Source organism: Affinundibacterium nitidum (assembly GCF_014284155.1).
Taxonomy (GTDB): Bacteria; Pseudomonadota; Gammaproteobacteria; order Burkholderiales; family Burkholderiaceae_D; genus Undibacterium; species Undibacterium nitidum.
This window is the reverse complement of record NZ_JACOFZ010000005.1, coordinates 107,974-133,965: the sequence shown is the minus strand read 5'-3', so window position 1 is coordinate 133,965 and position 25,992 is coordinate 107,974. Positions and strand designations below refer to the sequence as shown.

At 46.4% G+C, this 25,992-nt stretch carries 21 protein-coding genes and 1 pseudogene; 10 read left to right on the top strand and 12 right to left on the bottom strand.

Annotation, left to right across the window (positions count from 1 at the left end):
- Positions 1 to 228 precede the first annotated feature (228 nt).
- A complete protein-coding gene (locus tag H8K36_RS13620) occupies positions 229 to 1,689 on the bottom strand; it encodes a hypothetical protein (RefSeq protein ID WP_186917041.1) in 1,461 nt (486 codons plus the stop codon).
- Between the two features lie 59 nt (positions 1,690 to 1,748).
- Between H8K36_RS13620 and H8K36_RS19725 the strand changes: the two are divergent.
- Positions 1,749 to 1,925 (top strand): annotated as a pseudogene (locus H8K36_RS19725) (diguanylate cyclase); the annotation flags it as partial.
- Between the two features lie 41 nt (positions 1,926 to 1,966).
- On the opposite strand, the gene H8K36_RS13610 reads toward H8K36_RS19725, so the two are convergent.
- From H8K36_RS13610 to H8K36_RS13600, 3 genes are all read right to left on the bottom strand, one after another.
- Positions 1,967 to 4,123, bottom strand: coding sequence for a TonB-dependent receptor plug domain-containing protein (locus H8K36_RS13610; protein ID WP_186917040.1), 2,157 nt, complete (start codon positions 4,121 to 4,123; stop codon positions 1,967 to 1,969).
- A gap of 140 nt (positions 4,124 to 4,263) precedes the next feature.
- A complete protein-coding gene (ssb, locus tag H8K36_RS13605) occupies positions 4,264 to 4,770 on the bottom strand; it encodes a single-stranded DNA-binding protein (protein ID WP_186917039.1) in 507 nt (168 codons plus the stop codon).
- Between the two features lie 142 nt (positions 4,771 to 4,912).
- A complete protein-coding gene (locus H8K36_RS13600) occupies positions 4,913 to 6,145 on the bottom strand; it encodes an MFS transporter (protein WP_230404634.1) in 1,233 nt (410 codons plus the stop codon).
- A 311-nt stretch (positions 6,146 to 6,456) separates the two neighbouring features.
- On the opposite strand from H8K36_RS13600, the gene uvrA reads away from it, so the two are divergent.
- A complete protein-coding gene (gene uvrA, locus H8K36_RS13595; protein WP_186917038.1) occupies positions 6,457 to 9,405 on the top strand; it encodes an excinuclease ABC subunit UvrA in 2,949 nt (982 codons plus the stop codon).
- An 87-nt stretch (positions 9,406 to 9,492) separates the two neighbouring features.
- Positions 9,493 to 10,068, top strand: a complete 576-nt coding sequence (gene pth / locus H8K36_RS13590) for an aminoacyl-tRNA hydrolase (protein WP_186917037.1) — start codon at positions 9,493 to 9,495, stop codon at positions 10,066 to 10,068.
- 114 nt (positions 10,069 to 10,182) lie between these two features.
- Here pth and H8K36_RS13585 read toward each other — a convergent pair whose 3' ends face one another.
- Positions 10,183 to 12,975 carry a TonB-dependent receptor plug domain-containing protein gene (locus tag H8K36_RS13585; RefSeq protein WP_186917036.1) on the bottom strand — a complete coding sequence of 931 codons (2,793 nt, stop codon included), beginning with the start codon at positions 12,973 to 12,975 and terminating at the stop codon, positions 10,183 to 10,185.
- A gap of 334 nt (positions 12,976 to 13,309) precedes the next feature.
- The gene (locus tag H8K36_RS13580) at positions 13,310 to 13,774 is read right to left on the bottom strand and encodes a hypothetical protein (RefSeq protein WP_186917035.1); all 465 of its coding nucleotides are present in this window, start codon (positions 13,772 to 13,774) and stop codon (positions 13,310 to 13,312) included.
- Positions 13,775 to 13,979: 205 nt separating this feature from the next.
- Between H8K36_RS13580 and H8K36_RS13575 the strand changes: the two genes are divergently transcribed.
- Both H8K36_RS13575 and ychF read left to right on the top strand, forming a co-directional pair.
- Positions 13,980 to 15,368: an MATE family efflux transporter gene (locus tag H8K36_RS13575; RefSeq protein WP_186917034.1), complete on the top strand. Its 1,389-nt coding sequence runs from the start codon at positions 13,980 to 13,982 to the stop codon at positions 15,366 to 15,368.
- A gap of 128 nt (positions 15,369 to 15,496) precedes the next feature.
- Positions 15,497 to 16,588, top strand: coding sequence for a redox-regulated ATPase YchF (ychF, locus tag H8K36_RS13570; protein WP_186917033.1), 1,092 nt, complete (start codon positions 15,497 to 15,499; stop codon positions 16,586 to 16,588).
- A 55-nt stretch (positions 16,589 to 16,643) separates the two neighbouring features.
- On the opposite strand, the gene H8K36_RS13565 is transcribed toward ychF, so the two are convergent.
- Complete coding sequence (locus tag H8K36_RS13565; protein ID WP_186917032.1) at positions 16,644 to 17,429, bottom strand: hypothetical protein; 786 nt, start codon at positions 17,427 to 17,429, stop codon at positions 16,644 to 16,646.
- Between the two features lie 238 nt (positions 17,430 to 17,667).
- On the opposite strand from H8K36_RS13565, the gene H8K36_RS13560 reads away from it, so the two are divergent.
- Positions 17,668 to 18,810 carry a GGDEF domain-containing protein gene (locus H8K36_RS13560; protein ID WP_186917031.1) on the top strand — a complete coding sequence of 381 codons (1,143 nt, stop codon included), beginning with the start codon at positions 17,668 to 17,670 and terminating at the stop codon, positions 18,808 to 18,810.
- A gap of 5 nt (positions 18,811 to 18,815) precedes the next feature.
- Here H8K36_RS13560 and H8K36_RS13555 read toward each other — a convergent pair whose 3' ends face one another.
- The 3 genes from H8K36_RS13555 to rsmD all read right to left on the bottom strand — a co-directional run bounded on the left by H8K36_RS13555 (position 18,816) and on the right by rsmD (position 20,307).
- Positions 18,816 to 19,073, bottom strand: a complete 258-nt coding sequence (locus H8K36_RS13555) for a YfhL family 4Fe-4S dicluster ferredoxin (RefSeq protein ID WP_186917030.1) — start codon at positions 19,071 to 19,073, stop codon at positions 18,816 to 18,818.
- A 13-nt stretch (positions 19,074 to 19,086) separates the two neighbouring features.
- Positions 19,087 to 19,575: a pantetheine-phosphate adenylyltransferase gene (gene coaD, locus H8K36_RS13550; protein ID WP_186917029.1), complete on the bottom strand. Its 489-nt coding sequence runs from the start codon at positions 19,573 to 19,575 to the stop codon at positions 19,087 to 19,089.
- A 69-nt stretch (positions 19,576 to 19,644) separates the two neighbouring features.
- A complete protein-coding gene (gene rsmD, locus H8K36_RS13545) occupies positions 19,645 to 20,307 on the bottom strand; it encodes a 16S rRNA (guanine(966)-N(2))-methyltransferase RsmD (RefSeq protein ID WP_186917157.1) in 663 nt (220 codons plus the stop codon).
- A gap of 146 nt (positions 20,308 to 20,453) precedes the next feature.
- On the opposite strand from rsmD, the gene ftsY reads away from it, so the two are divergent.
- The 4 genes from ftsY (at position 20,454) to rpoH (ending at position 24,345) form a co-directional block, all read left to right on the top strand.
- Positions 20,454 to 21,494 carry a signal recognition particle-docking protein FtsY gene (gene ftsY / locus H8K36_RS13540; RefSeq protein ID WP_186917028.1) on the top strand — a complete coding sequence of 347 codons (1,041 nt, stop codon included), beginning with the start codon at positions 20,454 to 20,456 and terminating at the stop codon, positions 21,492 to 21,494.
- A 66-nt stretch (positions 21,495 to 21,560) separates the two neighbouring features.
- Positions 21,561 to 22,235: a cell division ATP-binding protein FtsE gene (locus H8K36_RS13535; protein WP_186917027.1), complete on the top strand. Its 675-nt coding sequence runs from the start codon at positions 21,561 to 21,563 to the stop codon at positions 22,233 to 22,235.
- 20 nt (positions 22,236 to 22,255) lie between these two features.
- On the top strand, positions 22,256 to 23,173 hold the full coding sequence (locus tag H8K36_RS13530) for a cell division protein FtsX (RefSeq protein WP_186917026.1): 918 nt from the start codon (positions 22,256 to 22,258) through the stop codon (positions 23,171 to 23,173).
- 272 nt (positions 23,174 to 23,445) lie between these two features.
- The gene (rpoH, locus tag H8K36_RS13525) at positions 23,446 to 24,345 is read left to right on the top strand and encodes an RNA polymerase sigma factor RpoH (RefSeq protein ID WP_186917025.1); all 900 of its coding nucleotides are present in this window, start codon (positions 23,446 to 23,448) and stop codon (positions 24,343 to 24,345) included.
- Between the two features lie 135 nt (positions 24,346 to 24,480).
- Here the strand turns inward: rpoH and H8K36_RS13520 are convergent, their stop codons facing one another.
- Together H8K36_RS13520 and cyoE are read right to left on the bottom strand one after the other, a co-directional pair.
- Positions 24,481 to 25,101 carry an SCO family protein gene (locus H8K36_RS13520; RefSeq protein ID WP_186917024.1) on the bottom strand — a complete coding sequence of 207 codons (621 nt, stop codon included), beginning with the start codon at positions 25,099 to 25,101 and terminating at the stop codon, positions 24,481 to 24,483.
- Positions 25,102 to 25,103: 2 nt separating this feature from the next.
- Complete coding sequence (cyoE, locus tag H8K36_RS13515; RefSeq protein WP_186917023.1) at positions 25,104 to 25,988, bottom strand: heme o synthase; 885 nt, start codon at positions 25,986 to 25,988, stop codon at positions 25,104 to 25,106.
- Positions 25,989 to 25,992: the final 4 nt, after the last annotated feature.

The window sequence follows — 25,992 nt, the reverse complement described above, 5'->3', positions numbered from 1 at the left end:
TATATAGTTTGCACTGGAAATGAAGATTACAAGACCCAATGCAAATGCAACGTTGGCCCAAACTACGAGGCCAATTAAAAGTAGTTGCCAAATTATGGCTTATCCCAACCAGCGACTGGCACGAGGAACACTAAGCTCTGGTGGAAATTAAATATGACGCATAAAGAAATCTGCTTCTAAATAAATGCGGCTCCAAGAAGGGATACAAGCTCACAAAGTTAAACCTAACTATTCTTCCACGACAAATCGATAGTCACCTCGTGGAAGCATGAACGTTGGTGTCGGCCTACCTGATTCAACCACCACAGCATCTACTGGAATCGCATCAATACTTTCGGACGTTCGAAATGCGTAGACAACTCTTCGTCCTTGCTTTGGCAATAGCTCTGGTGGCACATTAACTGGCTCGAGCTGGGCAAGGCTTGAGAGCCATTCATAACGATTTGTCATAGGGTCAATTGAATATCTAGGATGGATAACCTGAATATCTGTTCGGCCATTGAAGGAACTGAAGACTTGATAGCCAGGCTCTTTTGACTTTAGAACAAAGGCTTGTCGCTTGCCATATTTTCTGCTCGCTAAGTTATACAGCGGATGACCCACTTCATCAGTTGTATGAGCATAAAACACCGTTTGATCGATACTTAGCGGATCTAAATGTGTCAGCTCTTGTAAGTATTCTGCCATCCACTTTTCTTCAGAAGGCTTGTTACCAGATTTCAAAACATGCGCATAACCCACATAAATAAATATTTTTGCTTGACTATCTCGGCTTAAAGTCGCCGCGATAATGTTTTTCGCCTGGCCAGACTCTCGTAATTTCAAGACTTCTTTCCATGACAAGTTACTATAATTGTTTTTAGGCTCATAACCCACGATTTTCCAACCATCATTGGCCGCATCACGAAGAAAATTCCCGTACATTGGTTCTTGAGAGTAATAACCAGAACTTTGATTTAGGCGCCCATCGTCAAATGCTCCATCGAGCGTTTCACAGGCCAAGTATTGATATCCAATTTTTCTCAGCTCTCTCGCGAGTCGCATCGCAAATGCACGATGTAGCGGTATGTGATGTGCTTCATTAAGAATGACAATCTGTCTTGATTTTGCTTCTTTAATTATTGCGTCAATTGCATCACTCGCTTCTGATTCATCTAGGCGTTTCAAGTCGCCAGTTCGAAGCACTTCAGCTTGACCGACTAGCTTGGCCCAATCATCAAAAGTTTTCATCGCGTTAAATGCATCGCCGACAAAGGTTTGAATTGCCCCGAGGTTTTGCATCTTACTTGATAGGATGTTTGCAAGATTTTCATCTTGAGATGTCTTGCTTTGAACCATTAATTCATTGACTTTCATCTCGGCAATTTTTAACTGTTCGAATTTCGGTCGTTTCCGCAGTGGCACCTCGGTTTCAGTTGCTGAAGCAAGGTTTGCAAACAAACATAATCCCAAAAATATGTTTAAGCCAATGATGAAAAATCGTCTTAAACCCCGCAATGAACAAGTGGACCTATTTGCTCCAAACATAACAAACTCATTTAAATACATTTTTGCCCCAGCATATTTTTCATAAGAATTAGGTTGAAAATTATTCGAATCACTCAAAACGGGAAATTTTTCTCCAGATCCAAATTTCAACATTCGAATTGTGAATGGATTCTTCATTTTTTTAGAGTTATTCTTAACCATCAAGCTGCAGGATAACGCAACAAACTAGAAAATAGTGCGTACAAAGAAAACGGAGCTACACCAATAGCTCAATCACGCCGTTCCTCGATAGCGAGCACGAAATTCCTATTACTATAAGCATAGGTATCACACAGATCCATGCAGAGGATCGTTCAGCAGAAAATGTCTTTGAACGCGCTGATGTCGCTTTGTATCGCGCTAAAAATTCGGGAAGAAATCGCGTCGAGTTAGGTTAAGAAACCGGCTCTCGATTGGAATTCATTCGAGACTTTTCCAACTACAAATTCCACTCCAACTGCAAAGAAATCTGGCGATACCGAGGAAAGGACATGCGACTAATCGCATACCCCGTGTCGGTTTTGACTCGGCTCTCGGACTGAGAATTTTTCGCTAGCCAATTTTTTACCGCGAACCTAATACTGAGCTTCTTCTCGATATTCCAATTGACGTAAGTATCAAGTTGATGAGTGGCGCTTGTCTTCAACCATTCCAATGGGCTCGAACGGCAATCTGACGCTGATTGAAAATTATCGCTAGCACCCATTTTGAGATTGTCGTTTCCAATATAATCGAGCGACCATTTCATGCTGTAGGTTTGACAGGTCCAACGCAAAGTTGGATCCGCGACAAATGACTGATAACTAGCCTGCGTTTGTTGGGCACTACCTTTGAACTGTAAGCGCCTCAGAGATTCAACAAATAAGCTCGTTGGAAAGCTGACTTCCAAACCCAATGTCCGTTTAAAGGCTCTACCATCGTTCACCTGACGGGCTAACCAAGTACCTTCTTGAGTAAATTGTTGTAAATTGAGAAGGCCACCAATATTGCGCGTATCAAGATTGGCAGAATAGTTAAGCTGATTTTGACCACTGTGTTCAAAAACCAGATCAAATCCATGCGCTAACTCGGGCTGCAATTGTGCATTACCGACAAACTGAGTCCAAGCGACGTTATTGTTGAACCGTATCACTCTTGGGTTATATAAATCGGAAACACTAGGATTCTTGAATGTGCGAGCATATGCGAAGCGGATTTGGTCACCGTTTTCAGGGTTCAGCCGCCACAAACTTTGCACGATCGGGCTTGTCGTCTGCGACGAATTGGTTACTTTTCCCTCTCCTACTTCAAGGACTTCCGTATTAAACGCTTCCGTTCGTATGCCAAGGTATTGTGACCAATTGGAAGACAGCTTCCATTCGTCCTGAACATACCACGCTTGATTTCTGGTTCGAACATTTGCTGAATTTTGACTATTATCATCGTTCGTGAAAATAGAACTATTCCTATCTTGACCAACTTCCCAACCCAACTTAATAAGGTGTCGATCAACGCTAGCATTGGTTAACGAACCGTTGGATATCCATGAATTCGTTGCATCAATCGTTAAGCTATTCATCGTTATGGGAGCGGATATTTTACTTAGCCAGCCTACATCTTGGTGAGCATATCGCTTGGACCGTGTACTTTGGGTGAATGTACTTTGTAGGGTGAAATCTTTGCTGATTTCACGCCCCCAATCGACGGTTCTACTGTCAACACTCGTCCTTACATCACTTTTTTCGTCGACTTGAGGCACGACTTTTGGAGTGCCGCGAATGACTGCCCAATACTCAGGCCCCTTGATCGTTTGATTTTCATGAATCTTGGTCAGGCGTACTGAAATCGTATCACCGTCATCGCTCTTAAAATCAAATCTAGGCATGAATAGCGCGCTTCTGACTGACGCCAATACCTTCCCAGAAGTCTCAACCCGATCAACTTCACGATTTTTTGCATCAACATTAAAGACAGATGCCTGACTATGTAGATACATATCATATGCACGTGCTGTCACAACTTGCAAATATGAGTATGCGTCACCTTTCGTTTGCCAATTCCACGAAAGATTTTGAGATGAATCTGATGGTTGAAATTTCGAGAGACGATAACTGAGCTTATTCGAATCCTCTAAGGTCTTCCGCTTGAGAATAATATTAATAACACCACCGATCGCTTGGGTACTAAACTCAGCCACAGCGGCACGCATAATTTCAATCCGTTCTACCTCATTCGGATCAATATCGTTAAGTCCACGTCCAGCCGCTGGTGGCAAACCATCAACCAGAATTTTGGTATAGCCACCAAAACCATTAAGACTGATTGTTTTCCCATCCGTCGTAATACCCGGCTGACGGCTCAATACATCAAGCAAAGAGTGATCACCAAACTTGATAATTTCCTCTCGACGTACCACGAACTTACTCGCCGTGTCATCTCGACGCGGATCATAGCTAGCTTTGACCTCTACCGTTTGCCCTTGCGGCGCTTCAGTCTTGTTTGGCTGCGAAACATTTTGTTCTTGTGCCAGGCTTAGTGTGGGAACTAAGATCACACAGGAAGATAACAAAGGAAACAAAGGACGCGAGGGGAACAGCTGAAGAAAAGTGCGGCGCATAAAAAGAGATATTTTTCTAACAAGGCGTCATGATGACAGAATTCAGTTTTCACGAATAGTGCAGATTTTTCGGCTTGTTACAGACGAAAAAAAACAGCACATCAAATGTGCTGTTTCTCTCATTACACAGCTCGAATGGATCAAAATGGAATGTCGTCATCCATGTCTGAGAAATTCGGCGCTGGACGTTGTGCTGGCGCTTGACGCGGCTGTTGTACCGGCGCGCTGTAGGCTTGCTGTTGACGTGGCGCTGGTGCACCGCCGCCGTAGCTCTCATCATCCATCGGAGCACCACCGCCACCACCCATGCCTTGACGGCTACCAAGCATTTTCATTTCATCGGCACGGATGTCAGTCGCGTATTTTTCTACGCCATCTTTGTCCGTGTATTTACGCGTACGCAAAGAACCTTCGATATACACTTGTGAACCTTTTTTCAGGTATTGGCCTGCAATCTCAGCCAACTTGCCGAAGAAAGTCACGCGATGCCATTCGGTCGCTTCTTTTTTCTCGCCGGTTTGTTTGTCTTTCCAAGTCTCTGTGGTTGCAACAGCGATCGTTGTCATCGCGTCGCCACTTGGCATGTAACGTGTTTCTGGATCACGTCCTAGATTACCGATAATCAGAACTTTATTTAATGATGCCATTTCAATGTCTCCTACACTCAAAATTAATTTATCAACGTAACTCACATGTTTCAATTGGTCAAAAATGCTTTCCATTCAGGAGGACAATTTTGCTTAGGTCTTACACTTCCCGCCTGCCTCTAAAAAATAGAAGCTCACTCAATTACGCTGGCTTTGCACCACGTTTTAAGATTTGCGGCATGCGGACTGCGATTATAAGCCAGATCAGTGATAAAACTGCAGTGAAAATGAAGATCGAGGTGCTACCAGTGTGTTGTTTCATCCACCCACCGAGTGCACCACCGGTGGCAAGCCCCAAGGCTTGCAGGGTGTTGTAGACACCCAAAGCCGCACCCTTGGCGGCTGGCGGCGCAATACGAGAGACTAAAGAAGGCTGACTTGCTTCCAATGTATTAAATGCCACAAAGAAAGCAAACAGCAAAGCAATAATGCCAACTGTGCTATCGAGCCATCCCCAGAAGCCGAATTGCACAGCCATCAACAGAGCAATCGACCATACAAATACTTGCTTCATTTTGCCCGCGCGTTCACCGCGCATAATCAATATCAACATGACCAAGAAAGAACCGAACATTACCGGCAAATACACCTGCCAATGATGATTCAATGGAATGTGGGCAGATTGCACAAGTGCTGATGGCAACACCACAAACATCGCAACTTGACTGAGGTGCAGAACAAACACACCAAAGTTCAAACGCATTAGCTCACGGTTTTTCAAGACCTCGATCAAAGGCACTTTAGGTGCATCGAGCTTAGGTGCGTTGGGCGTGATCCACCACACGACGCCAATCGCAGCGAACGCCATCGCCGCGATCAAGAAGAAAATACCATTCATGCCGATATTGAGATACAGCACAGGAGCGATGACCATCGCTAGCGCAAAGCTAATCCCGATCGAGCCGCCGACCATGGCCATGGCTTTGGTTCTATGTTCTTCGCGCGTGGTATCAGCAAGCAAGGCGGTGACCGCAGCGGAGATCGCGCCAGCGCCTTGAATGGCACGACCAATCAACAAGTCCATTACCGTATGGGAAAATGCAGCGACCAAAGCACCGAGCACAAACAAGAGCAAACCAGCGACAATCACAGGCTTACGACCGAATTTATCAGAGGCGATACCGAAGGGGATTTGCAGACAAGCTTGTGTGATGCCGTAAATACCAAACGCCAAACCAATCAAACTTTCGCTACCACCATCGGGCAATGTCTTGGCATGCAGGACAAAGATCGGCAACATCAAAAACAAGCCCAACATGCGCAGCGCAAAGATCGACGCCAAAGAAACGCCAGCGCGAATCTCGCTACGTGACATCTTGTCACTTGCGAGCTCGTCGGCAATGGGTGAAGTATTCATCGATGTTGCGTTATTCATAAGGCTTTTCTGACAGCTGGAGCGATAGTGCTTGCGGGTATTGCATTATTCATGGGTTTACCCGGTTTCGAGGCGCGATTCTCGGGACAATATTAAAGCGGTACTCGCGCTAAATTTCGAAAACCCGTTATAGTATCAGGTTGCTCGCTTTTGAATTACAAAAGCGCTTAATAATCAACGCCTAGATCCATCGAAATCAAGTCTCAGCCGCGCAAACTGCGCGAAACGAGGCCCAAAGCCAGCGTTTACAGTGGCTTGCTGATTTCGATGCTTAGTTTGCAGCTTATTTGTACCTTTGCAGGAATCGTTTCATGACCATTAGCAAAAGCGCCAAAACATCGAAAACTTCAAAATCAGCCAAACCCGCTGAAATTGAATTTGACGGTAGTGATTTCCCCATCCCCAAAAAGGATGCGATTCGCGTACGCGGAGCGCGTACCCACAACCTGAAGAATATCAACCTTGATTTGCCACGCAATCAATTGGTGGTGATTACGGGCTTGTCGGGCTCAGGTAAATCTTCTTTAGCCTTTGATACTTTGTATGCTGAAGGTCAACGTCGTTATGTTGAATCACTATCCGCTTACGCGCGCCAGTTTTTACAACTGATGGAAAAACCTGATGTCGACTTGATCGAAGGTTTGTCACCAGCGATTTCGATCGAACAAAAAGCGACTTCACATAACCCGCGCTCCACCGTTGGTACCGTCACTGAGATTCACGACTATCTGCGTTTGCTCTATGCCCGCGTTGGCACACCGTATTGTCCAGATCATCCAGAAAACCCGCTTGCTGCACAATCAGTGTCGCAAATGGTGGATGCGGTGTTGGCGATGCCTGAAGACACCAAACTGATGATTTTGGCACCTGTGGTGTCGAATCGCAAAGGTGAGCACGTTGACTTATTCGAACAAATGCAAGCGCAAGGTTTTGTGCGCTTCCGCGTGCAAAGCGGCACTCACGCTGCCAAGATCTACGACGTCGACGATTTACCGAAACTGAAGAAAACAGAGAAACACAGCATTGATGTCGTCGTTGATCGCGTCAAAGTGAAAGCTGAAATCAAACAACGCTTAGCAGAATCGTTTGAGACTTGCTTACGTATTGCCGAAGGTCGCGCCTTGATCGTCGATATGGATAGCAATCACGAACAACTATTTTCAAACAAATTCGCCTGCCCTACTTGCGGCTATAGTTTGCAAGAATTGGAACCACGCTTATTCTCATTCAACAATCCGATGGGCGCTTGCCCTGAATGTGATGGTCTAGGTCATATCGAATTTTTCGATCCGAAACGTATCGTCGCCTTTCCTAATTTGTCTTTAGCCAGCGGTGCAGTTAAAGGTTGGGATCGTCGTAATCAATTCTATTTCCAGATGTTGTCTAACTTGGCAGCGTTTTACGACTTCGATCTCGATGTCCCATTTGAGCAATTGCCAGAAAGTGCGCAGCAAGTTGTCTTGTACGGTTCAGGCAAACAATCGATTCCGTTCACCTATATCAATGAAAAAGGCCGCACCGTCATTAAGGAGCATACCTTTGAAGGCGTGGTCACCAACTTACAGCGCCGGTATCGCGAAACCGATTCGATGGCAGTGAAGGAAGAGCTGGCAAAGTTCATCAACGAGAAGGAATGCCCATCTTGCCACGGTGCGCGTCTGCGCGTCGAAGCACGTTTTGTCAAAGTCGGCACAGGCAAACAAGAGCGCGCGATTTATGAAATCAGTGCTATGCCTTTACGTGAAGGGATGGATTTTTTTGGCAAGCTCAAACTGACTGGTGCAAAACGCGATATCGCTGACCGCATCATTAAAGAAATTAGCTCACGTCTTACTTTCTTAAATAATGTCGGTCTCGATTATTTATCGCTCGATCGCAGCGCAGATACTTTATCTGGCGGCGAAGCGCAACGTATTCGTTTGGCTTCCCAAATTGGTTCTGGTTTGACTGGCGTCATGTATGTGCTCGACGAACCGTCGATCGGCTTGCATCAACGCGACAACGATCGACTCATTGGCACACTGAAACATTTGCGCGATATCGGTAACAGCGTCTTAGTGGTTGAACATGATGAAGATGCGATCCGCTGTGCCGACTTTATCGTCGACATGGGTTTGGGTGCTGGTGTGCATGGTGGCGAAGTCATCGCACAAGGCACGCTCGATGACATCATGCAAAGTAAGCGCTCGTTGACGGCCCAGTACTTGTCTGGCGCTTTAGAAATTGCTGTACCAAAAACACGTACACCGTTTAATCCTGACAAACAGTTTGTGATTGCGGGTGCATCTGGCAATAACTTGAAAAAAGTGACTTTGAAATTGCCAGTCGGTTTGTTGACTTGCGTTTCAGGCGTTTCAGGTTCGGGAAAATCAACTCTCGTGAATGACACTTTGTATCTGGCCGCAGCACGCCACTTGTATGGTTCACAAACCGAGCCTGCCGCATTTGAAAGCATTAGCGGCTTAGAGCATTTCGACAAAGTAATCTCAGTCGACCAAGCGCCGATTGGCCGCACACCACGCTCCAACCCAGCTACTTACACAGGCTTGTTCACACCGATTCGCGATTTGTTCGCGACAGTACCGGTGGCCAAAGAACGTGGCTATAGCGCAGGTCGTTTCTCGTTTAACGTCAAAGGTGGACGTTGTGAGGCTTGTCAAGGCGATGGCGTCATCAAGGTCGAAATGCACTTCTTGCCAGACGTGTATGTACCTTGCGATGTATGCCATGGTAAACGCTACAACCGCGAAACTTTGGAAGTCCAATACAAGGGCAAGAACATCCACGAAATTTTGGAAATGACGGTGGAAGATGCGCACGAATTCTTCAAACCTGTTCCATTGATCGCGCGTAAATTGCAAACCCTGCTCGACGTGGGTCTCGGCTATATTCGACTTGGCCAGAGCGCGACCACATTGTCAGGTGGCGAAGCGCAACGGGTGAAATTATCTTTGGAATTATCAAAACGCGACACTGGTCGTACCTTGTACATTCTCGACGAACCGACCACGGGCTTGCATTTCCACGATATCGCCTTACTACTGAAAGTGATTCATCGTTTGCGTGATCAAGGCAATACTGTTGTCATCATCGAACATAATCTGGACGTCATCAAAACAGCCGACTGGATAGTCGATATGGGCCCTGAAGGCGGCGCCGGCGGCGGTAGAATTATTGCGAGCGGTACACCGGAACAAGTGGCGGCCAATGAAGCGAGCGTGACTGGTCACTACCTGCTGCCTTTGCTGAAGAAAAAGTAATACGAAAACATAGAGCACACGCTTGCGAAGCGGCATTCGTTCAATTGCAATGAATGCTGCCTCGCAAGCCTCCAACATAAAAATAGTATGAGCATCCGATTAATCGTTGGCCTCGGCAATCCTGGGGCTGAATATGAGCAAACCCGCCACAACGCTGGCTTCTGGCTGGTCGATCAGTTAGCGACCATGGGTCTACAACGCGATAAAAACTTTAATGCGCTCGTCGCCAAAACCCGCATTGCGGGCGAAGAAGTTTGGCTACTGCAACCGCAAACCTTCATGAATCGCTCTGGACAATCGGTTGGAGCAATCTGTCGCTTTTACAAGATCACACCCGAGCAAGTTTTGGTGGTGCACGATGAGTTAGATATTGCTCCAGGTTTAGCCAAACTCAAAAAAGGTGGATCTAGCGGTGGGCACAATGGCTTGAAGGACATCACCGCCGCATTGGGCACGCAAGACTATTGGCGCATGCGCATCGGTATTGGTCATCCGCGTACGCTCAATCTGCAACAAGGCGTGGCTGATTTCGTTCTACATCGTCCGCGCAAAGAAGAACAACCGCTAATCGATGAATCAATTGCTCGCGGCTTAGAAGTGATCCCGAAACTAGTACAAGGTCAATTTGCTGAAGCGATGACGCAGTTGCACACTGCCAAGTAATCTAAAAAATTAAGGGCAGAGATTTTTGCTGCGACAAATAAAAAAGCCAGACAAAAAATTGTCTGGCTTTTTTGTTGAACGGGCGAAGCCCGTTCAAACACCCCAATCCCTACATTAGAACTTGTATGAAGCGTTCAAGTAGTATGTACGGAAGTTTGGAGACCAACCACCGCGCCAATCCATTGGATTTTCAGCAGCGAACAGGTTACCAACGTACATATTGATCTTAGTATTTTTGATACCAGAGTATGTCAAGCTGTAGTTAACAACGGTAGACGCATCAACACGGCCACATGTTGCCATATTTTCTGCTGCTACTTTTTGTGTTACGCAGTATGTTGGAAAAGCGATACTGTTTGTGCTGTAACCGCTGTTGTAACTAACAACCACTGCGTTGTTCCAAACACCCGTTTTCAAACCAGCAGACAGTTTCATTTCCATTTGTCCACCGAAGTCATACGTACCAGTTTGGTTCGGACCCCACTTGTTGTCAGCTTGACTGAATTGTTGGTAATTCCAGTTGTAGTTACCATCCAACTTCACACTCAAAGTACCAACATTCGCGATCTTCTGTGTTGTCGTGATATCGAAATCAAAACCAGAAGCACGTGTTTTACTTGTGTTTACGTATGGGTTATACACCAAGCCCAATTTGCCGATATTTTGGAAATTGATTGTCGTATTTGGAGCGTATTTCTTCACCAACGCCAAGAATTCGTTGTCAGTTACTGTGTTATCCACGCGAATCAATTGACCCGCAGGCAATGTTGCTTCACCCTTCAAGATATCGATAACAGAGCGTGAACCAATTTCATCTTTACGTTCGATGTTGAAGTAGTCCATTGCGAAAGACCATTGCTTGTTTGGTGCAAACACAAAGCCTAAGGTGTAAGAACGTGAAGTTTCTGGTTTCAAGTTTGGATTAGATGCTACGAAACTTGGCAAGCCAGCTACACAATCATTACCACGATAAGTATTCGCCAAAGTCTTATCTGTCGTTGTTGCATTTGGTGCATTTTGAACCAAAGCGTTCAATTCATTCGCGATCGGGCAACGACGCAAATCGTTAACACCTGTCGCTACAGAACTACGACCCAAACCATTACCAGATTCAACGATGTTTGGTGCACGGAAACCACCGGCTGCTGTACCGCGGAACAACAAACCGTCCATTGGACGATAGCTCAAGCCCAATTTTGGAGAAACGTGAGCATCAAAGCCGTCAGATTTATCTGCACGCAATGCCGCGCTCATTTCAACTTTTTTGATGACTGGAATAGTCGCTTCGCCGAAGATCGCTGCTTGGTTACGTGTATCTTTTACTTGCAAACCGAAAATACCAACCAACTCACCGTTCAAAACGTTATCAGAGCTCTTCATTTGATAAGATTCACGACGCAAATCTGTACCAAACGCCACTGACAATGGGCCAGCTGGCAATTGCATTACTTCACCTGTGAAGACAGCATCAGCAAACACGATAGTCGATTGACCATTTGTTGTACGCACTGGGAACATTGTTTCTAACAAAGCGCGATCATTTTGTTGACCGAACTTGTAAGTTTTGTTCACGATCGCATCAGTGTAACCTTTTGCGCTTACAGCACGTGTTGCTTTGTCTGCTGTGGAGTCCATATAGCCAACTGCAGATTTCCAATCGAATGTACCGATTGTGCCATCCAAAGCCAACATCGCACGATACTGTTCAGAATTGGTTTTGTTGAAGTTGAAGCCATTGCCTGTATCCATCAAACGCGCGCGGTATTCGACTGGCACAGCGTATGGATTATTTGGGTGACCAACTGGCAGTTTTGGATAGCTAAATGGACCAACCATTTTGCCGCCATAAACGTTATACCAAACACTTGTTGCTGTTGTCGTACCGCCGTTATTGCTACTGAACGGTGCAACGATATAGGAGTTGTAGGCATTAGCGTAAGTCAATTCAAAATTCGCATTGATGTCTTTGCCAATTTTGAAGTTCGTATTGCTCGCCAAAGCATAACGTTCGTTATTTGTTGTTTGGCCAGCGTAACCCAAAACGTCAAACTTACATTGTTTGTCGACTGGATCGATGCTTCCCGTTGGGCAGCCTGGCGCAGCAACAATATTCGTACTGCTCAGGAAGTAGTTACCTGTTGGGGAGAATGTGCTTTTCGCATCCCAAGTCGAGCGACCTGGTGTTTGACGGTGCCACTCTGGGTATTTGTTTTGCAAATCACCAGTTGTATAACCATCACGCTTATAGCCTTCGATTGTCAAATAGGTGTTGAAACCATTTTTTTCCACATCGCCGAAACCATAGATCGCGGAGACGTTACGGCTACGGTTGTCTTGAAAATCCTCGGCTTGGCGATAGCCTACTTTTACTTCTGCGCCTTTGTAGTTTTTACGCAAGATGATGTTGATTACACCAGCAATCGCATCGGAACCGTAGATCGCGGACGCGCCATCACGCAAAATTTCGATACGCTCAATCGCATCAGCTGCAATCGCGTCTAAGTTTGTGAAGCTCTCTTGTGCATTATCAGACAGGCCATAAGGGGCGATGCGACGACCATTGACCAAGACCAATGTCGAAACTTTACCCAAACCACGCATACTTACGCTGGAAGAACCTGTTGCGAAACTACCAGAACTTGCTGTCGCTGAGCTTGACGCCTGATTAACAGAAACGGAGTCGTTAATAACGCCCAACGCTGTATTTGCGCCTGAACGTTCGATATCTTCGCGTGTCAAAGTTTGAACAGAACCAGCAGCTTCGTAATCACTACGTTTGATACTGGAACCTGTAATCTCAACGCGTTGAACTTTTTGTTGTTCCTGTGCATGTGTTGGCGCTACGACGAAAGCCGAAGACACCACACCAACTGCCAGCAGGGACTGGGTGATTTGTTTAAGTTTCATATGATTTCCTGTGTACTATGTGGATAAACTAAGGAACATAGTTATGTTTTGTTTAAATCCCGTATGCTCGGGAATGGGATGAAAGCAAGTGGTATTACCACATACTTCCAAAACCAGGGCGCGATGTTACAAGAAACAAGGGAAAACTTAAATAACTATATGCAACAAAACCGATAAATAATCGGCTTTATTACATAAAAGATATCCAAAAATGGGCTTTTCATACAAATTTTGAAAAGAATTTTACATTTAATGATCTTTTTGATAATTTTGTGTAAAGCACCACTTCAAACTGACTTCAACAACTTACCAAAGCCAAGCAAGCCTGTGTCAGTCAGAGAATACGCTGAGCCATTGCTGCTTTTATTTGTTGGCATAGTATTTCCGGCTCCGCTGAACCTAGGCGCAAGCGTGTGCCATCACTCTTAGTGATGCGTACCGCTCCGCGACCAGCCGCGTTATACAGCATGCCCTCTCTCGTAAAACGTATGCCTTTGCCTTCAAACCATTGGGTCTCACAGACTTCAACGTGGCGTATGTCATTTACCTTCAGTTCCCATTTCGGCCATCCCAAGAATCCAAATTGCCACTGCAAACGATCTCGATCTAAACGAATTTGGAGATGGCCAAACATCGAAAGAATGAGCAAGTTCACGACCATCAACACGGCGATTGCTCTCGGCAATAAAGCGAGATCTTGTCCTCGCATATCGAACAACACCATTCCTAAAGTTAGCACCGGCAAAAACACCCATAGCAACTTCAACCATTGACGGCTTTGATATTTCACTTCATTCATATTATTTCCAATTATTTTTTGCGAGAAATGCTTCAGCAGATGTTGATCGCCTTACTTGCACGCTTCAGGCTGGCGCTTATGATATCAGAACCAAAATTAAGCCAAGTCAAGTATTTTCAACATCAATCGTCACGAGTTAACAACCACCTTCAACAGTAGTTCAGGTAAGATGCCTCGCAGTAAAAATAGAAAATGCCGTACACCAATGAAGACCAAAATCCTGAATGAAGTTGCCAAGTTGTGGCACATTGCCTGGCCCGTATTGATAGGCCAACTTGCCACAGTTGGCATGTCAGTTGCGGACGTCGCGATGACTGGCCATTTAAGCTCGCAAGATCTAGCCGCTGTTGCATTGGGTGCGTCTTTGTGGTCGATTATTTTGGTCACTGTCATGGGCATTATGATTGCTATTAATGCGGTCGTTGCGCATGAAGTCGGTGCATCTGCATTCGATAAAATTCCCCACATCATGCGCCAATCGATGTGGATGGCTTTCGGAGTGGGTCTCATTGCCTGCCTCTTGTTAAACCTTTCCACTTTCGTTTTCAACTATCTACAGCTCGAACCTGTCGTCCAAGCGAAGGCGAGTGAATTTGTTCATGTCATCAGCATAGGGATGCCAGCGTTCGCGATGTATCGCGCGCTATATAGTTACACGACCAGTCTCAACCAAACCAAGCCGGTGATGGTGATTGCGATCATTGGCTTACTGTTTAACATCATCGTGAACTGGTTGTTTATCTATGGCAAATTCGGTTTGCCGCAACTCGGCTCGACGGGATGCGCCTGGGCGACAGGTATAGGAATGTGGTTGATGTTAGGTTCGATGCTGTGGTGGACACATCACGCACCGGTGTACCAACAAACCTTTCCGTTCACTCACCGCGAAGGGCCAAAATGGAGCGAAATCCGCTCCATGCTCAAAATAGGTTTGCCAATCGGTGTGACTTATTTTGCTGAAGTCTCGGCATTTTGCGCGGTAGGCCTCTTGGTTGCTCGATTTGGTGTAGTCGCCATTTCGGCCAATCAAATCGCACTCAATTTCTCCTCATTGATTTTCATGGTACCGATGAGTCTAGGTATTGCCTTGACCACGCGAGTCAGTCAAACCTTGGGCGAAGGCGACGTTGTCCACGCCCGCTTTGTATCGTGGGTGGGCGTTGGTGTATCACTGGTCATTGCTGTCTTCTCTGCAACCTTCATGACCCTGCTGCGCTACCAAGTGGCTGCCGCCTACACCTCTGACCCTGCCGTACAAGAAGTCGCCGCTAGCCTGCTCTTGCTTGCCGCCATTTTTCAATTATCAGATGCAGCACAGGTCACACTCTCTTGCGCTCTGCGTGGCTACAAAGTGACCAGAGTGCCGATGATGATCCATATTCTTGCGTTCTACGGTGTCGCTTTGCCTGTCGGCTGCGCTCTCGGTCTTGCGCCCGAATGGATGCCTTGGCATCCCGAGAAACCGATGGAAGCCAGCGGATTTTGGATAGGTTTAGTCCTTGGCTTAACCGTAGCGGCATTTTTCCTATGCATCTTCCTTCAGCGCCTTTCTAGTACGCGTATTGCCTATCATTTCAAATCGCAGAACGCATAGCCATCTGAGGTTTAGTTTTTGGCTGAAATACACATAGTGTAAAATAGCGGATTAATTCCCCAAATATTTCCGTTTGAGCAAGTCGACTCCTTTGCGGCTTGCTCAACACTTTTAAAGCAAAGCACATCATGAGTCTTCAATGCGGCATCGTCGGCCTCCCTAACGTCGGCAAATCAACTCTGTTCAACGCCTTAACTAAGGCTGGCATCCCTGCAGAAAACTATCCGTTCTGTACGATTGAACCGAACGTCGGCGTCGTCGAGGTCCCAGACCCACGTTTGAAACAGTTATCTGAAATCGTCAAACCTGAGCGCATTCAGAATGCGATTGTTGAGTTCGTCGACATTGCAGGTTTGGTTGCAGGTGCTTCCAAGGGTGAGGGCTTAGGTAATCAATTTTTGGCACACATCCGTGAAACTGATGCGATCGTCAATGTAGTGCGTTGCTTCGAAGATGACAACGTCATTCACGTGGCTGGCAAAGTGAGCCCACTCGATGACATCGAAGTAATCCAAACCGAATTGTGCTTGGCCGATATGGGTTCCGTCGAAAAAGCAATCCATCGCGAAAACAAGAAAGCGCGTTCAGGCGATAAAGATGCGATGAAGCTCGTCACTTTACTTGAGAAAATTATGCCAGGCTTGAATGACGCGACGCCAATTCGCGCCATGGGCTTAGACAAAGAAGAAATGGCTTTGATCAAACCGATGTGTTTGATTACAGCGAAACCAGCGATGTATGTCGCCAACGTTTCCGATAGTGGCTTCACCAACAATCCTTTGCTCGATCAATTGACGGAATTTGCGGCGAAACAGAATGCTCCTATCGTCGCGATCTGTGCAGCGATCGAATCAGAAATCGCCGACCTCGAAGATGAAGATAAATCTGCCTTCTTGGCAGATATGGGCATGGAAGAGCCAGGTCTTGATCGGTTGATTCGCGCTGCATTTAAGCTTTTGGGCTTACAAACATACTTCACCGCGGGTGTTAAAGAAGTACGTGCTTGGACGATTCATATCGGTGACACAGCACCACAAGCGGCTGGCGTGATCCATACAGATTTTGAGCGCGGCTTTATTCGTGCACAAACAATTGCTTTCGAAGACTACATCGCTCACAAGGGTGAAGCTGGTGCCAAAGAAGCGGGAAAAATGCGTGCCGAGGGTAAAGAATACGTGGTGAAAGATGGCGATGTGTTGAACTTCTTGTTTAACGTCTAACGATCAATCAGTAACGAAACATTAGCCGAAATCCCCGTCTTAAAACGGGGTTTTTTTATTCGGGCCGATCAAGCAATTCGTCTCCATCTGCGAATTCAAGATGGATCAATGAGTGATCGCTCCATGATTGATCAAACAAATAAACAATAAAGCCTTTACCATCAGAGGTAAGTCTTAAATTTTCACTTCGTTGATCATTGACCAAGCGCGCAGACTTCAAAGTACGCGCTTCAAAAAAGGTCCAATGCAAGCGTGGGGAAATGCAGGCATTACTAGAGTTCACGCCGCGCAATCCCAACTGTCGTTTCAATTTTTCCCAATCTTCCATTGCCGCGAAAACTTCGCATGTCAACCGCAAATCGCCAATACGGCGATGATGATCGGGCAGTCCACGGGTGCGAATCGCGAGCAAATTCCAGCGTATCGAGCGCTGACGTTGATTGAGAACGAGCTCCGCATCCTCATCAAAAGCCATTTGGTTTCTCGGTAAAGCAAATGATCCATCCGAATCTAAGGCGACGGGCAGCACAACCGTCTCCCCTACTACTTTCAGCTGAATTTGCTTGAGGTCGACGTCAAGACTTTGTGGTCGAAGCACAAACTTAAATACCGTTTCCGGTGCAAGAAAGCGATTGGCTTCATAAGCGTCTAAACCACGCAGAAGTGTGCGATATGGCTTCCAATCTTGATCGCGCATCCCGCTCACTTGCACCGACTGCACACCGCTTTTGGTCGCCTTAACTGGGCTCGCCTGAGACCACGCCTCAGTGGCAAACACCGCCAGCAAAGCAATACTTGTCAGACAAGTACAAACCGTCGCAAATAAATGACTTTTTTTCATGTTTGCGATTGTATCGCCCGAATCAGAAAGCAGCAAACTACCTTTTCAAGCGTCTCACATACTTGCTTACAACGAGATTTTGTTGGAAGTGACCACCAAATGATACAGTTATGGCATTATCACAAAGGATACTTTTTGGACTTTCCACTAGACACCCTACCACCCTCCTAATGACTCAAGTCTTCGGTTGCTGTTCAGTGGTGCTTGGAACACACTATTTCATCCAATGAAAGAGAGTATGGATAAACTACATACAACACAGACTGGTCCAGTAGGTACCCGCAGCAACCCTGTCGAAAATGAGTTGCAATTGGTGCGCGCGCAGCTCAACGACCTTATCGCTGAGGCACGCCAAAATCAGGAAATTCTGCAACGCCATCAAACACTCGACTTGCAACTCATTGGATCGCAAAGTTTTCGCGAATTGATCCGCCATATTTTCATTACCCTTGCTGAGATCTGCGAACTCGATCAAGTTACCCTGTGCTTACTCAATTCCCAGCACAATTTGAAGGAAATGCTAGCGGACCTCAAAATTGATAACGATGAATTCCCTTATCTGCTTTTTTCCGAGAGCGAGACCGAGCTGCGTCATGGCAGTCGACCGCTACGTAAACCTTTGGTAGGCCCATATGAAAGCAAAGAGCACCAACGCTGGTTTGAACCTTACCCTGACCAACCGAATAGCGTCGCTATCATTCCATTGATACGCCAAAGCAAATTGCTTGGTTGCCTAAACCTAGGTAGCGACCATCCTGATCGCTTTGCCATCGATATGGGAACCGATTTTATCGAGCGCCTCGGCTCCATCATTGCAATCTGTCTTGAGAATGTCATTAACAGTGAACGGCTGACCCAGATTGGACTGACCGATGCACTGACCAACGTCAGCAACCGCCGTTACGTCGAACAACGCATGCTTGAAGAAATTGGACGAGCAAGACGACAGCACTACGGCATTTCATGCATGTATTTGGACATTGATTACTTCAAGAAAATTAATGACATTCACGGCCACCCAGGTGGTGATGAAGTGCTCAAAGAGACGGCTAAACGAATCAAAGCTGAATTACGTTTAAGCGACACCTTAGGGCGATTTGGCGGTGAGGAGTTTGTTGTTTTGCTGGTTAACACCAATCACGAAGACGCTAAATATGTCGCGGAACGGATACGCAAAAGTATCGCCAACCAAGCATTCTTATTGACCATGACAGGTCTGTGCGACGTCACGCTTTCCATCGGTATCGCTACCCTATCGGATGATCACAACTCTGGGGAAATTGAAGAAGCTGCGAAGGCGCTCTTACAACGCGCAGATGAAGCTCTCTACGAAGCCAAAGAGCAAGGGCGCAATCGTGTGATTGATTCGCCCGAAGATTAAGTGTTTTACTTCTTTGCTTCTGTCTGTAGACGCAAATACTTTTCCATCAACTGCTCTTTCGTTTCGCGCCATGCAGGGTTAAATGGAATGCAGCTTACAGGGCAGACTTGCTGACATTGCGGCTCGTCATAATGTCCGACACATTCCGTACATTTATTTGGATTGATCTCGTAAATCTCAGGGCCCATGAAGATGGCTTCATTAGGGCACTCTGGTTCACATACATCACAATTGATGCAATCGTCGGTAATTAATAACGCCATAATCTACTTTTCACTACTTATTTTGTTCTGCAATTTTCTTCTTCAACCAAGCATCAACTGAAGGGAAAACGAATTTGGAAACATCGCCACCAAATTGGGCGATCTCGCGCACAATCGTGCCAGAGATGAATTGGTATTGATCAGACGGTGTCAAAAACATGGTTTCTACGTCTGGCAACAAATAGCGATTCATGCCTGCCATCTGAAATTCATATTCGAAATCGGACACCGCACGCAAACCACGCACAATCACTCGCGCATCATTCTTACGTACGAAATCCTTCAACAAACCAGAAAAGCTTTCGACACGGACATTTGGATAATGTCCCAATACTTCGTTCGCAATACTCAGGCGCTCTTCCAATGAAAAGAATGGCTTTTTGTTTTTGCTATCGGCAACACCAACGATCAGCGTATCAAACAAGCCTGAAGCACGTCGCACCAAATCTTCATGGCCGCGCGTCAATGGATCAAACGTACCTGGATATACTGCAGTGACCATGTTTACTCCCCGTTTGAGAATCATCCGAATCCCAATGAATTGATGACTCTATCTTATTAGAACCCGCGATTATCCCAGATTTTCGTCGAGATTTCCGACTTCTTTGTTGCGTTGCAATATTTGAAAGTGGACATTGCCTGCTTTGTCTTTTCTAAGCAACTCCCAGCCCTGACACCAAGCTGGTATCACATCCGTCGCCTGCCCTTCTAATACGAAAGGAAGAGCCTGTTCCGCTTCGACATAGACTATCCCATTTTCGCTCAACAAATCGATGCAAATTGGCAAGATCTTTTCTAAGAATCCTTGGTTAAATGGCGGATCCAAGAAAATGAGATCGAATTTCTTTTTGTTTTTGGTTAAATTTGCAGCAACCAGCAATGCATCCCCACGTTGAATTTGTACGCTACTCGCCTTCAATTTAGCCTTAACTTCTTCTATTTGACGGAAAGCAGGCGTAAAAGCCTCGACCAACAGCACTTCTGATGCACCCCGGCTAGCGGCCTCAAAACCCAAGGCTCCGCTTCCAGCAAATAAATCAAGGCAGCGACGACTTTGCCACTCACTATCAAACAAATGATTAATCCAGTTAAATACCGTTTCACGCACCCTATCAGGCGTTGGACGTAAGCCTTCTGCGGTAATCACGCTTAAAGGTGTGCGTTTCCATTGGCCACCGATAATACGAACTTGGTGACTGGCTTGGGAATGTGGCTTTTTATGGTGCGGTTTCATGGATGCATTGGGCAGATGACGAAAATTCACTGGCCTGCTCTGTTAGAATGGCAGCATTCTAGCGGTTTTTCATGACGTGCGATGATTCCATTTTAATCGTTCCTTAACCGCCAACCGTTTACCCATTTTTGTATCGTTGATTGTCGATGTTTAGTTTTTTCAAAAAGAAGCCCGCAGAGCCAGTTGCCCCAGTTGTAAGCGCAACTCCGACCAGCCCCGCTCAAGATGTTTCGCCAATAGTGGCATCGGAAGCCATCAGCACAGTGCCAGCTACTGAAGCTAGCGTCGAAAAAAGCTCATGGTTTTCACGTCTAAAGAAGGGCCTGGCGAAGACTTCGTCCAACCTCACCACTCTGTTTATCGGTGCGCGCATTGACGACGATTTATATGATGAACTCGAGAGTGCATTGCTCATGTCTGATGCTGGTGTCGAAGCCACGATGCACTTGCTTGAGCAGCTTAAACGCAAAGTCAAAGAAGAAAAATTGACCGAAGCTGAGCAAGTGAAAACGGCGCTTAAAGCGCTCTTACTGGAACTGCTGTTACCCTTGCAGAAGTCACTCGAACTCGGCCGCCATCAACCATTGGTGATGATGATTTCTGGTGTCAATGGCGCAGGTAAAACTACTACCATCGGGAAGCTCGCCAAGCATATGCAAGTCCATCAACAGTCCGTTGTGCTCGCGGCTGGTGATACCTTCCGTGCTGCTGCGCGTGAACAGTTAATGGTGTGGGGTGAACGCAATAACATTACCGTCATTGCCCAAGAATCGGGCGACCCTGCAGCAGTTGCATTTGACGCTGTGGCTTCTGCCAAAGCGCGTGGCACGAATGTCGTCATGGTAGACACTGCAGGCCGCTTGCCAACGCAATTACATTTGATGGAAGAGCTGAAAAAGATAAAACGCGTGATTGGTAAGAGTATGGACGACGCACCTCACGAAGTCTTACTCGTCATCGATGGCAACACAGGTCAGAACGCTTTAGCTCAAGTCAAAGCATTTGACGACGCTCTGCAACTCACCGGTCTCGTTATTACCAAACTTGATGGCACGGCAAAAGGTGGCGTGCTCGCTGCGATCGCAAAGACTCGTCCTATTCCTGTTTATTTCATTGGCGTTGGCGAACAGATCGAAGATTTACAAGCGTTCAATGCCCAAGAATTTGTCGACGCCTTATTCGATTAAACAAGGTATTAGACTCGATTTACTTAGACCACAACATCAAACAATATTTACTGAGCCTACAACACGATGATTGAATTTCAGCAAGTTTCGAAAATCTACGCCGGTGAAGTGTATGCCTTGCGTGATGTCTCATTCACGATCGGTGACGGTGAATTAGTCTTCTTGGCAGGACCATCAGGCGCTGGCAAATCGACTTTATTAAAGATGATCGCTGGCATGGAAAAGCCGAGCACAGGCGCGGTCATGATGAACGGTCAAGATATTAGTAAACTCAAAAGCGGTAGCTTGCCGTATTTGCGTCGCAAACTGGGATTAATTCTTCAGGGCCAAGGTCTATTACTCGATCGTGATGTTCTCAGCAATGTCATGCTGCCTATGATCGTCGTTGGCGAGTCGACCGCTGACGCGCAAACCCGTGCAAGCGCAGCCTTAGAACGACTCAATATGCTCGACAAAGCGCACTCATCACCACTGGCATTATCGGGCGGTGAACAGCAACGGGTCATGATCGCACGTGCTATCGTCAATCGTCCGCAGATTATTTTGGCCGATGAGCCTACTGCCTATCTCGATAGAGAGAACGCCATGATCGTGATCGAAGCTTTGCGCGCATTTCAACGCTCAGGTGTGACTTGCATTATTTCTAGCCATGATGAGCAATTTCTAGATCAAGCCAATCGTGTTATTTACCTGAATAAAGGCGAAGTAACCGACGCGTGGACTTCCGCTGCCGCTGCCTAATTTTCGAGATAACTGACACTATGACAAATTGGTTCCGACAACATATGTATGCAATTAACGGTGCGCTTAAACATTTACGCGCCGCGCCTGGTAATTTTCTATTCAATGTCTTAGTGGTCGCGATCGCCCTTGCACTGCCGATTGCTGGCTTAACAGTGATACAAAACCTCAGGCCGATTGCGTCACAACTATCGATCGAACCGGAAATCAGTATTTTCTTGAAAACAAACGTCGCAAGCACCGATGCTGCCAACCTCGCAGCACCGATCAAGAGATTATTAAAGGATGCGAAGGTCAACGCCAAAGTCAATTTCGTCACCAAGGACAAAGCACTAGCGAGCATGGAAAGCACATCGAGCTTGGCCGAGGTGCTATCTACTCTTGGTGGAAACCCCCTGCCTGATGCCTATGTGCTCGCTCTATCGGCAGACGATGCAGACAAAGTAGAACAATTAAGTGCACAACTACGTGGTTTGGATGGTGTCGATGTGGTGCAGGTAGATTCCGCTTGGGTCAAGCGATTGGCTGCCTTAATGCACATTTTGGAACTTGCTTTACTGTTTCTGGCAGGGACTTTGGGTGTTGTCGTGATTGTCGTCGTATTTAATGCCACGCGCCTACAAGTCTTGTCGCATCAAGCCGAGATTAGCGTAAGTCGCTTGCTCGGTGCGACCAATAGTTTCATTCACAAGCCCTATTACTATACCGGGGCCCTAATGGGAATCTTTTCTGGTTTAGTCGCACTTGGCTTGGTAGCTCTGTCCTTACAACCTTTGAATCAAGCGATTGCTGATTTTGCTAAGCTGTACGCATCGGAATTTCATCTCAGTCCATTAGGGCTATTGCCAAGCTTGGCACTACTCATCGTCAGCAAATTGCTAGGTTGGGCTGGTGCTTACCTCTCAGTCAGACGTCAATTAGCAAAATTACCTCAATAATTCACTTGGTTTGAAGGAATAGAAGCTTGCTCTGAGCAAAATGGGCAAGTTTTTACCGTTGCTCTTCACTGCTAGGTCGATTTCAATAGCGTCTACGCCTCAGTTCATTAAATGTTTGACAAAAATTTTGAGCTGACCCACTTGAAAAACCCAAAAACGAACAGATTATTAGCACTCATCCCAATTGAGTGCTAATATAAGAATTCGAAGGCCTCGTTACTATTGTGGGCCTTGGCATTAAAGAAACAATCTGATTGATATCAGGAGGAAACATGACACAAACATCAGCACAAGGCATTTTGCGTCCATCGGATAGCACCGCTTTAGCTCTGGGGTTTACCGGCACACTGGGCAATATCGATGCCTATATTTCGGCGGTCAATCGTTTGCCTATGCTGTCGCATGAAGAAGAAACTGATCTCGCGACCCGCCTAAAAAATAACAATGACCTCGCTGCTGCGCAGCAGTTGGTTATGTCTCACCTGCGTTTGGTGGTCTCGATCGCACGTGGCTATCTCGGTTATGGCTTACCGCACGCCGATTTGATCCAAGAAGGTAATATCGGTTTGATGAAAGCAGTTAAGCGCTTCGATCCAGACCAAGGCGTTCGTTTAGTGTCCTATGCAATGCATTGGATCAAAGCGGAAATGCACGAGTACATCTTGAAGAACTGGCGTTTGGTAAAAGTCGCGACGACCAAAGCACAACGTAAATTGTTCTTTAATCTGCGCAGTAATAAAGAAGGTCTCGATTCCATGACGCCTGCACAAATCGACAGTTTGGCGAGCAAACTCGATGTCAAACGCGAAGACGTGATTGAAATGGAAATGCGTTTATCAGGTCGCGATGTAGCGCTTGATGGCTCGAGCGATGACGAAGATGAAAAATTCGCGCCCATCGCTTATCTCAAGACGGACGCAGAAGAACCAACTAATATCATCGAAGCACAACAATACGATCGTTTGCAAAGTGAAGGTTTGGAAACTGCTTTAGCTAAACTCGATCCACGTTCACGTCATATCATCGAATCACGTTGGTTAAAGAACGATGATGGCTCTGGTGCGACATTGCATGATTTGGCTGATGAATATGGCGTTTCTGCTGAGCGTATTCGTCAAATCGAGAGTGCGGCCTTGAAGAAGATGAAAACAGCCTTGATTAGCTTCAACTAAAGCCATGCGAAGACGACCCGATGTAGTCGTCTTAAAGTAGGTCACAAAAAACGGCACTGAATATCAGTGCCGTTTTTATTTGGGATATGGCTGGCGAATTTTATTTACAAAAAAATTCTCGCCACACTAGTTGATTTATTGCAATAAGATCTTTACATCATGTGTGATCGCTTCTGGCTTTTGTCCGTAGGCTATATATAAACGCAAACGCCCCTCAGGATCAAACACATAGCTGGCCGCCGTGTGATCTACGGTATAACTGTCCGCAGTCTTGCCTGGGCTCTTTTGGAAAAAGGCTTTAAAGTCTTTGACCACTTTCTGGGTCGCTGCGTCATCACCGCGCAAGCCAAGGAAGCGCTTATCAAAATTAGGTACATAGCTTGCCAGCAACTCTTGCGTATCACGCTCCGGATCAACCGTGACAAATAAGACTTGTACTTTATCGGAGAGCGGCCCCAATTGCTTCATCACATTAGACATTTCAGCCATCGTCGTTGGGCAGAAATCTGGGCATTGGGTGTAACCAAAGAAAACGATGACAGCCTTGCCTTTGAAGTCTTTCAAGCTTCGCGCTTGTCCATTGTGATCCGTTAATGAAAAGTCTTTAACGTAATCCAGACCGGTCAAATCGGTATTCAAAAACGCTTCGCTCTGCTTCTTTTCGCCACCTTTGTCGCAGGCAGATAAGCTCAAAGAAAGGGCAAACAACAAACCACAAACGACTGCACTTTTACTGCGCTGAAAAAAGGAGTTCATATTCAAAACCGTAGGTAATGATCGACTAACAAAGCGAGGAACAACAAAGATAGGTAGACGATGGAAAACGTAAAGGTCTTACGCGCCAACAAGTCGTCATAATGGCGATAAATCCGCCACGCGTACCACAAGAAGGCTAAGCCCAATATGATCGCACTCACCAAGTAGATGAGGCCACTCATATGGATCGCATAAGGAAGCATCGTGGTTGCGAATAACGCAATCGTATACAACCAGATATGGAAACGCGTGAATTCCGGTCCATGCGTGATGGGTAGCATAGGCAAACCAGACTTGGCATAGTCATCTCGGCGATACATCGCCAAGGCCCAGAAATGCGGCGGCGTCCAGACAAAGATAATCAAGACCAACAGCCATGCTTGTTTGGGTACATCATCTGCGATCGCAGCCCACCCTAATGCGGGCGGCATGGCGCCGGACAAACCACCGATCACGATGTTTTGTGGTGTTGCTGGCTTCAAAATAATCGTATAGATAACAGCATACCCAACGAAGGTGACAAAAGTAAGCCACATCGTTAAGGGATTCACAAACGCATACAGAATCCACATCCCCAGACCGCCTATTGCGGTCGAGAAAATGAGTATTTGCTTCGCGCTCATTTCACCTTGGGCACTTGGGCGACGTGCGGTGCGCGCCATGCGAGAGTCAATTTCACGTTCGACTAGGCAATTGACGGCGAAAGCAGCACCAGCGAGCAACCAGATACCGATGGTCGCAGCTAACACCACTCGCCAATCAGGCAAACCAGGAGTGGCCAGAAACATACCGATGACGGCGCAAAACACCGCGAGTTGCGTCACGCGCGGTTTCGTCAAAGCGATATACTGAGCCAAACGGCTAGTCTTGATACTGGAAGTGGTCATGGGA

Bases quoted from the DNA above. Each gene is read 5' to 3' on its own strand.
- ychF (WP_186917033.1), top strand. From the start codon at position 15,497: ATGAGTCTTCAATGCGGCATCGTCGGCCTCCCTAACGTCGGCAAATCA.
- rpoH (WP_186917025.1), top strand. From the start codon at position 23,446: ATGACACAAACATCAGCACAAGGCATTTTGCGTCCATCGGATAGCACC.
- uvrA (WP_186917038.1), top strand. From the start codon at position 6,457: ATGACCATTAGCAAAAGCGCCAAAACATCGAAAACTTCAAAATCAGCC.
- H8K36_RS13620 (WP_186917041.1), bottom strand. From the start codon at position 1,689: ATGGTTAAGAATAACTCTAAAAAAATGAAGAATCCATTCACAATTCGA.
- H8K36_RS13560 (WP_186917031.1), top strand. From the start codon at position 17,668: ATGGATAAACTACATACAACACAGACTGGTCCAGTAGGTACCCGCAGC.
- H8K36_RS13610 (WP_186917040.1), bottom strand. From the start codon at position 4,123: ATGCGCCGCACTTTTCTTCAGCTGTTCCCCTCGCGTCCTTTGTTTCCT.
- cyoE (WP_186917023.1), bottom strand. From the start codon at position 25,988: ATGACCACTTCCAGTATCAAGACTAGCCGTTTGGCTCAGTATATCGCT.
- rsmD (WP_186917157.1), bottom strand. From the start codon at position 20,307: ATGAAACCGCACCATAAAAAGCCACATTCCCAAGCCAGTCACCAAGTT.
- ftsY (WP_186917028.1), top strand. From the start codon at position 20,454: ATGTTTAGTTTTTTCAAAAAGAAGCCCGCAGAGCCAGTTGCCCCAGTT.
- ssb (WP_186917039.1), bottom strand. From the start codon at position 4,770: ATGGCATCATTAAATAAAGTTCTGATTATCGGTAATCTAGGACGTGAT.
- H8K36_RS13565 (WP_186917032.1), bottom strand. From the start codon at position 17,429: ATGAAAAAAAGTCATTTATTTGCGACGGTTTGTACTTGTCTGACAAGT.
- H8K36_RS13575 (WP_186917034.1), top strand. From the start codon at position 13,980: ATGAAGACCAAAATCCTGAATGAAGTTGCCAAGTTGTGGCACATTGCC.
- H8K36_RS13585 (WP_186917036.1), bottom strand. From the start codon at position 12,975: ATGAAACTTAAACAAATCACCCAGTCCCTGCTGGCAGTTGGTGTGGTG.
- pth (WP_186917037.1), top strand. From the start codon at position 9,493: ATGAGCATCCGATTAATCGTTGGCCTCGGCAATCCTGGGGCTGAATAT.
- coaD (WP_186917029.1), bottom strand. From the start codon at position 19,575: ATGGTCACTGCAGTATATCCAGGTACGTTTGATCCATTGACGCGCGGC.
- H8K36_RS13535 (WP_186917027.1), top strand. From the start codon at position 21,561: ATGATTGAATTTCAGCAAGTTTCGAAAATCTACGCCGGTGAAGTGTAT.
- H8K36_RS13555 (WP_186917030.1), bottom strand. From the start codon at position 19,073: ATGGCGTTATTAATTACCGACGATTGCATCAATTGTGATGTATGTGAA.
- H8K36_RS13600 (WP_230404634.1), bottom strand. From the start codon at position 6,145: ATGAATAACGCAACATCGATGAATACTTCACCCATTGCCGACGAGCTC.
- H8K36_RS13530 (WP_186917026.1), top strand. From the start codon at position 22,256: ATGACAAATTGGTTCCGACAACATATGTATGCAATTAACGGTGCGCTT.
- H8K36_RS13520 (WP_186917024.1), bottom strand. From the start codon at position 25,101: ATGAACTCCTTTTTTCAGCGCAGTAAAAGTGCAGTCGTTTGTGGTTTG.
- H8K36_RS13580 (WP_186917035.1), bottom strand. From the start codon at position 13,774: ATGAATGAAGTGAAATATCAAAGCCGTCAATGGTTGAAGTTGCTATGG.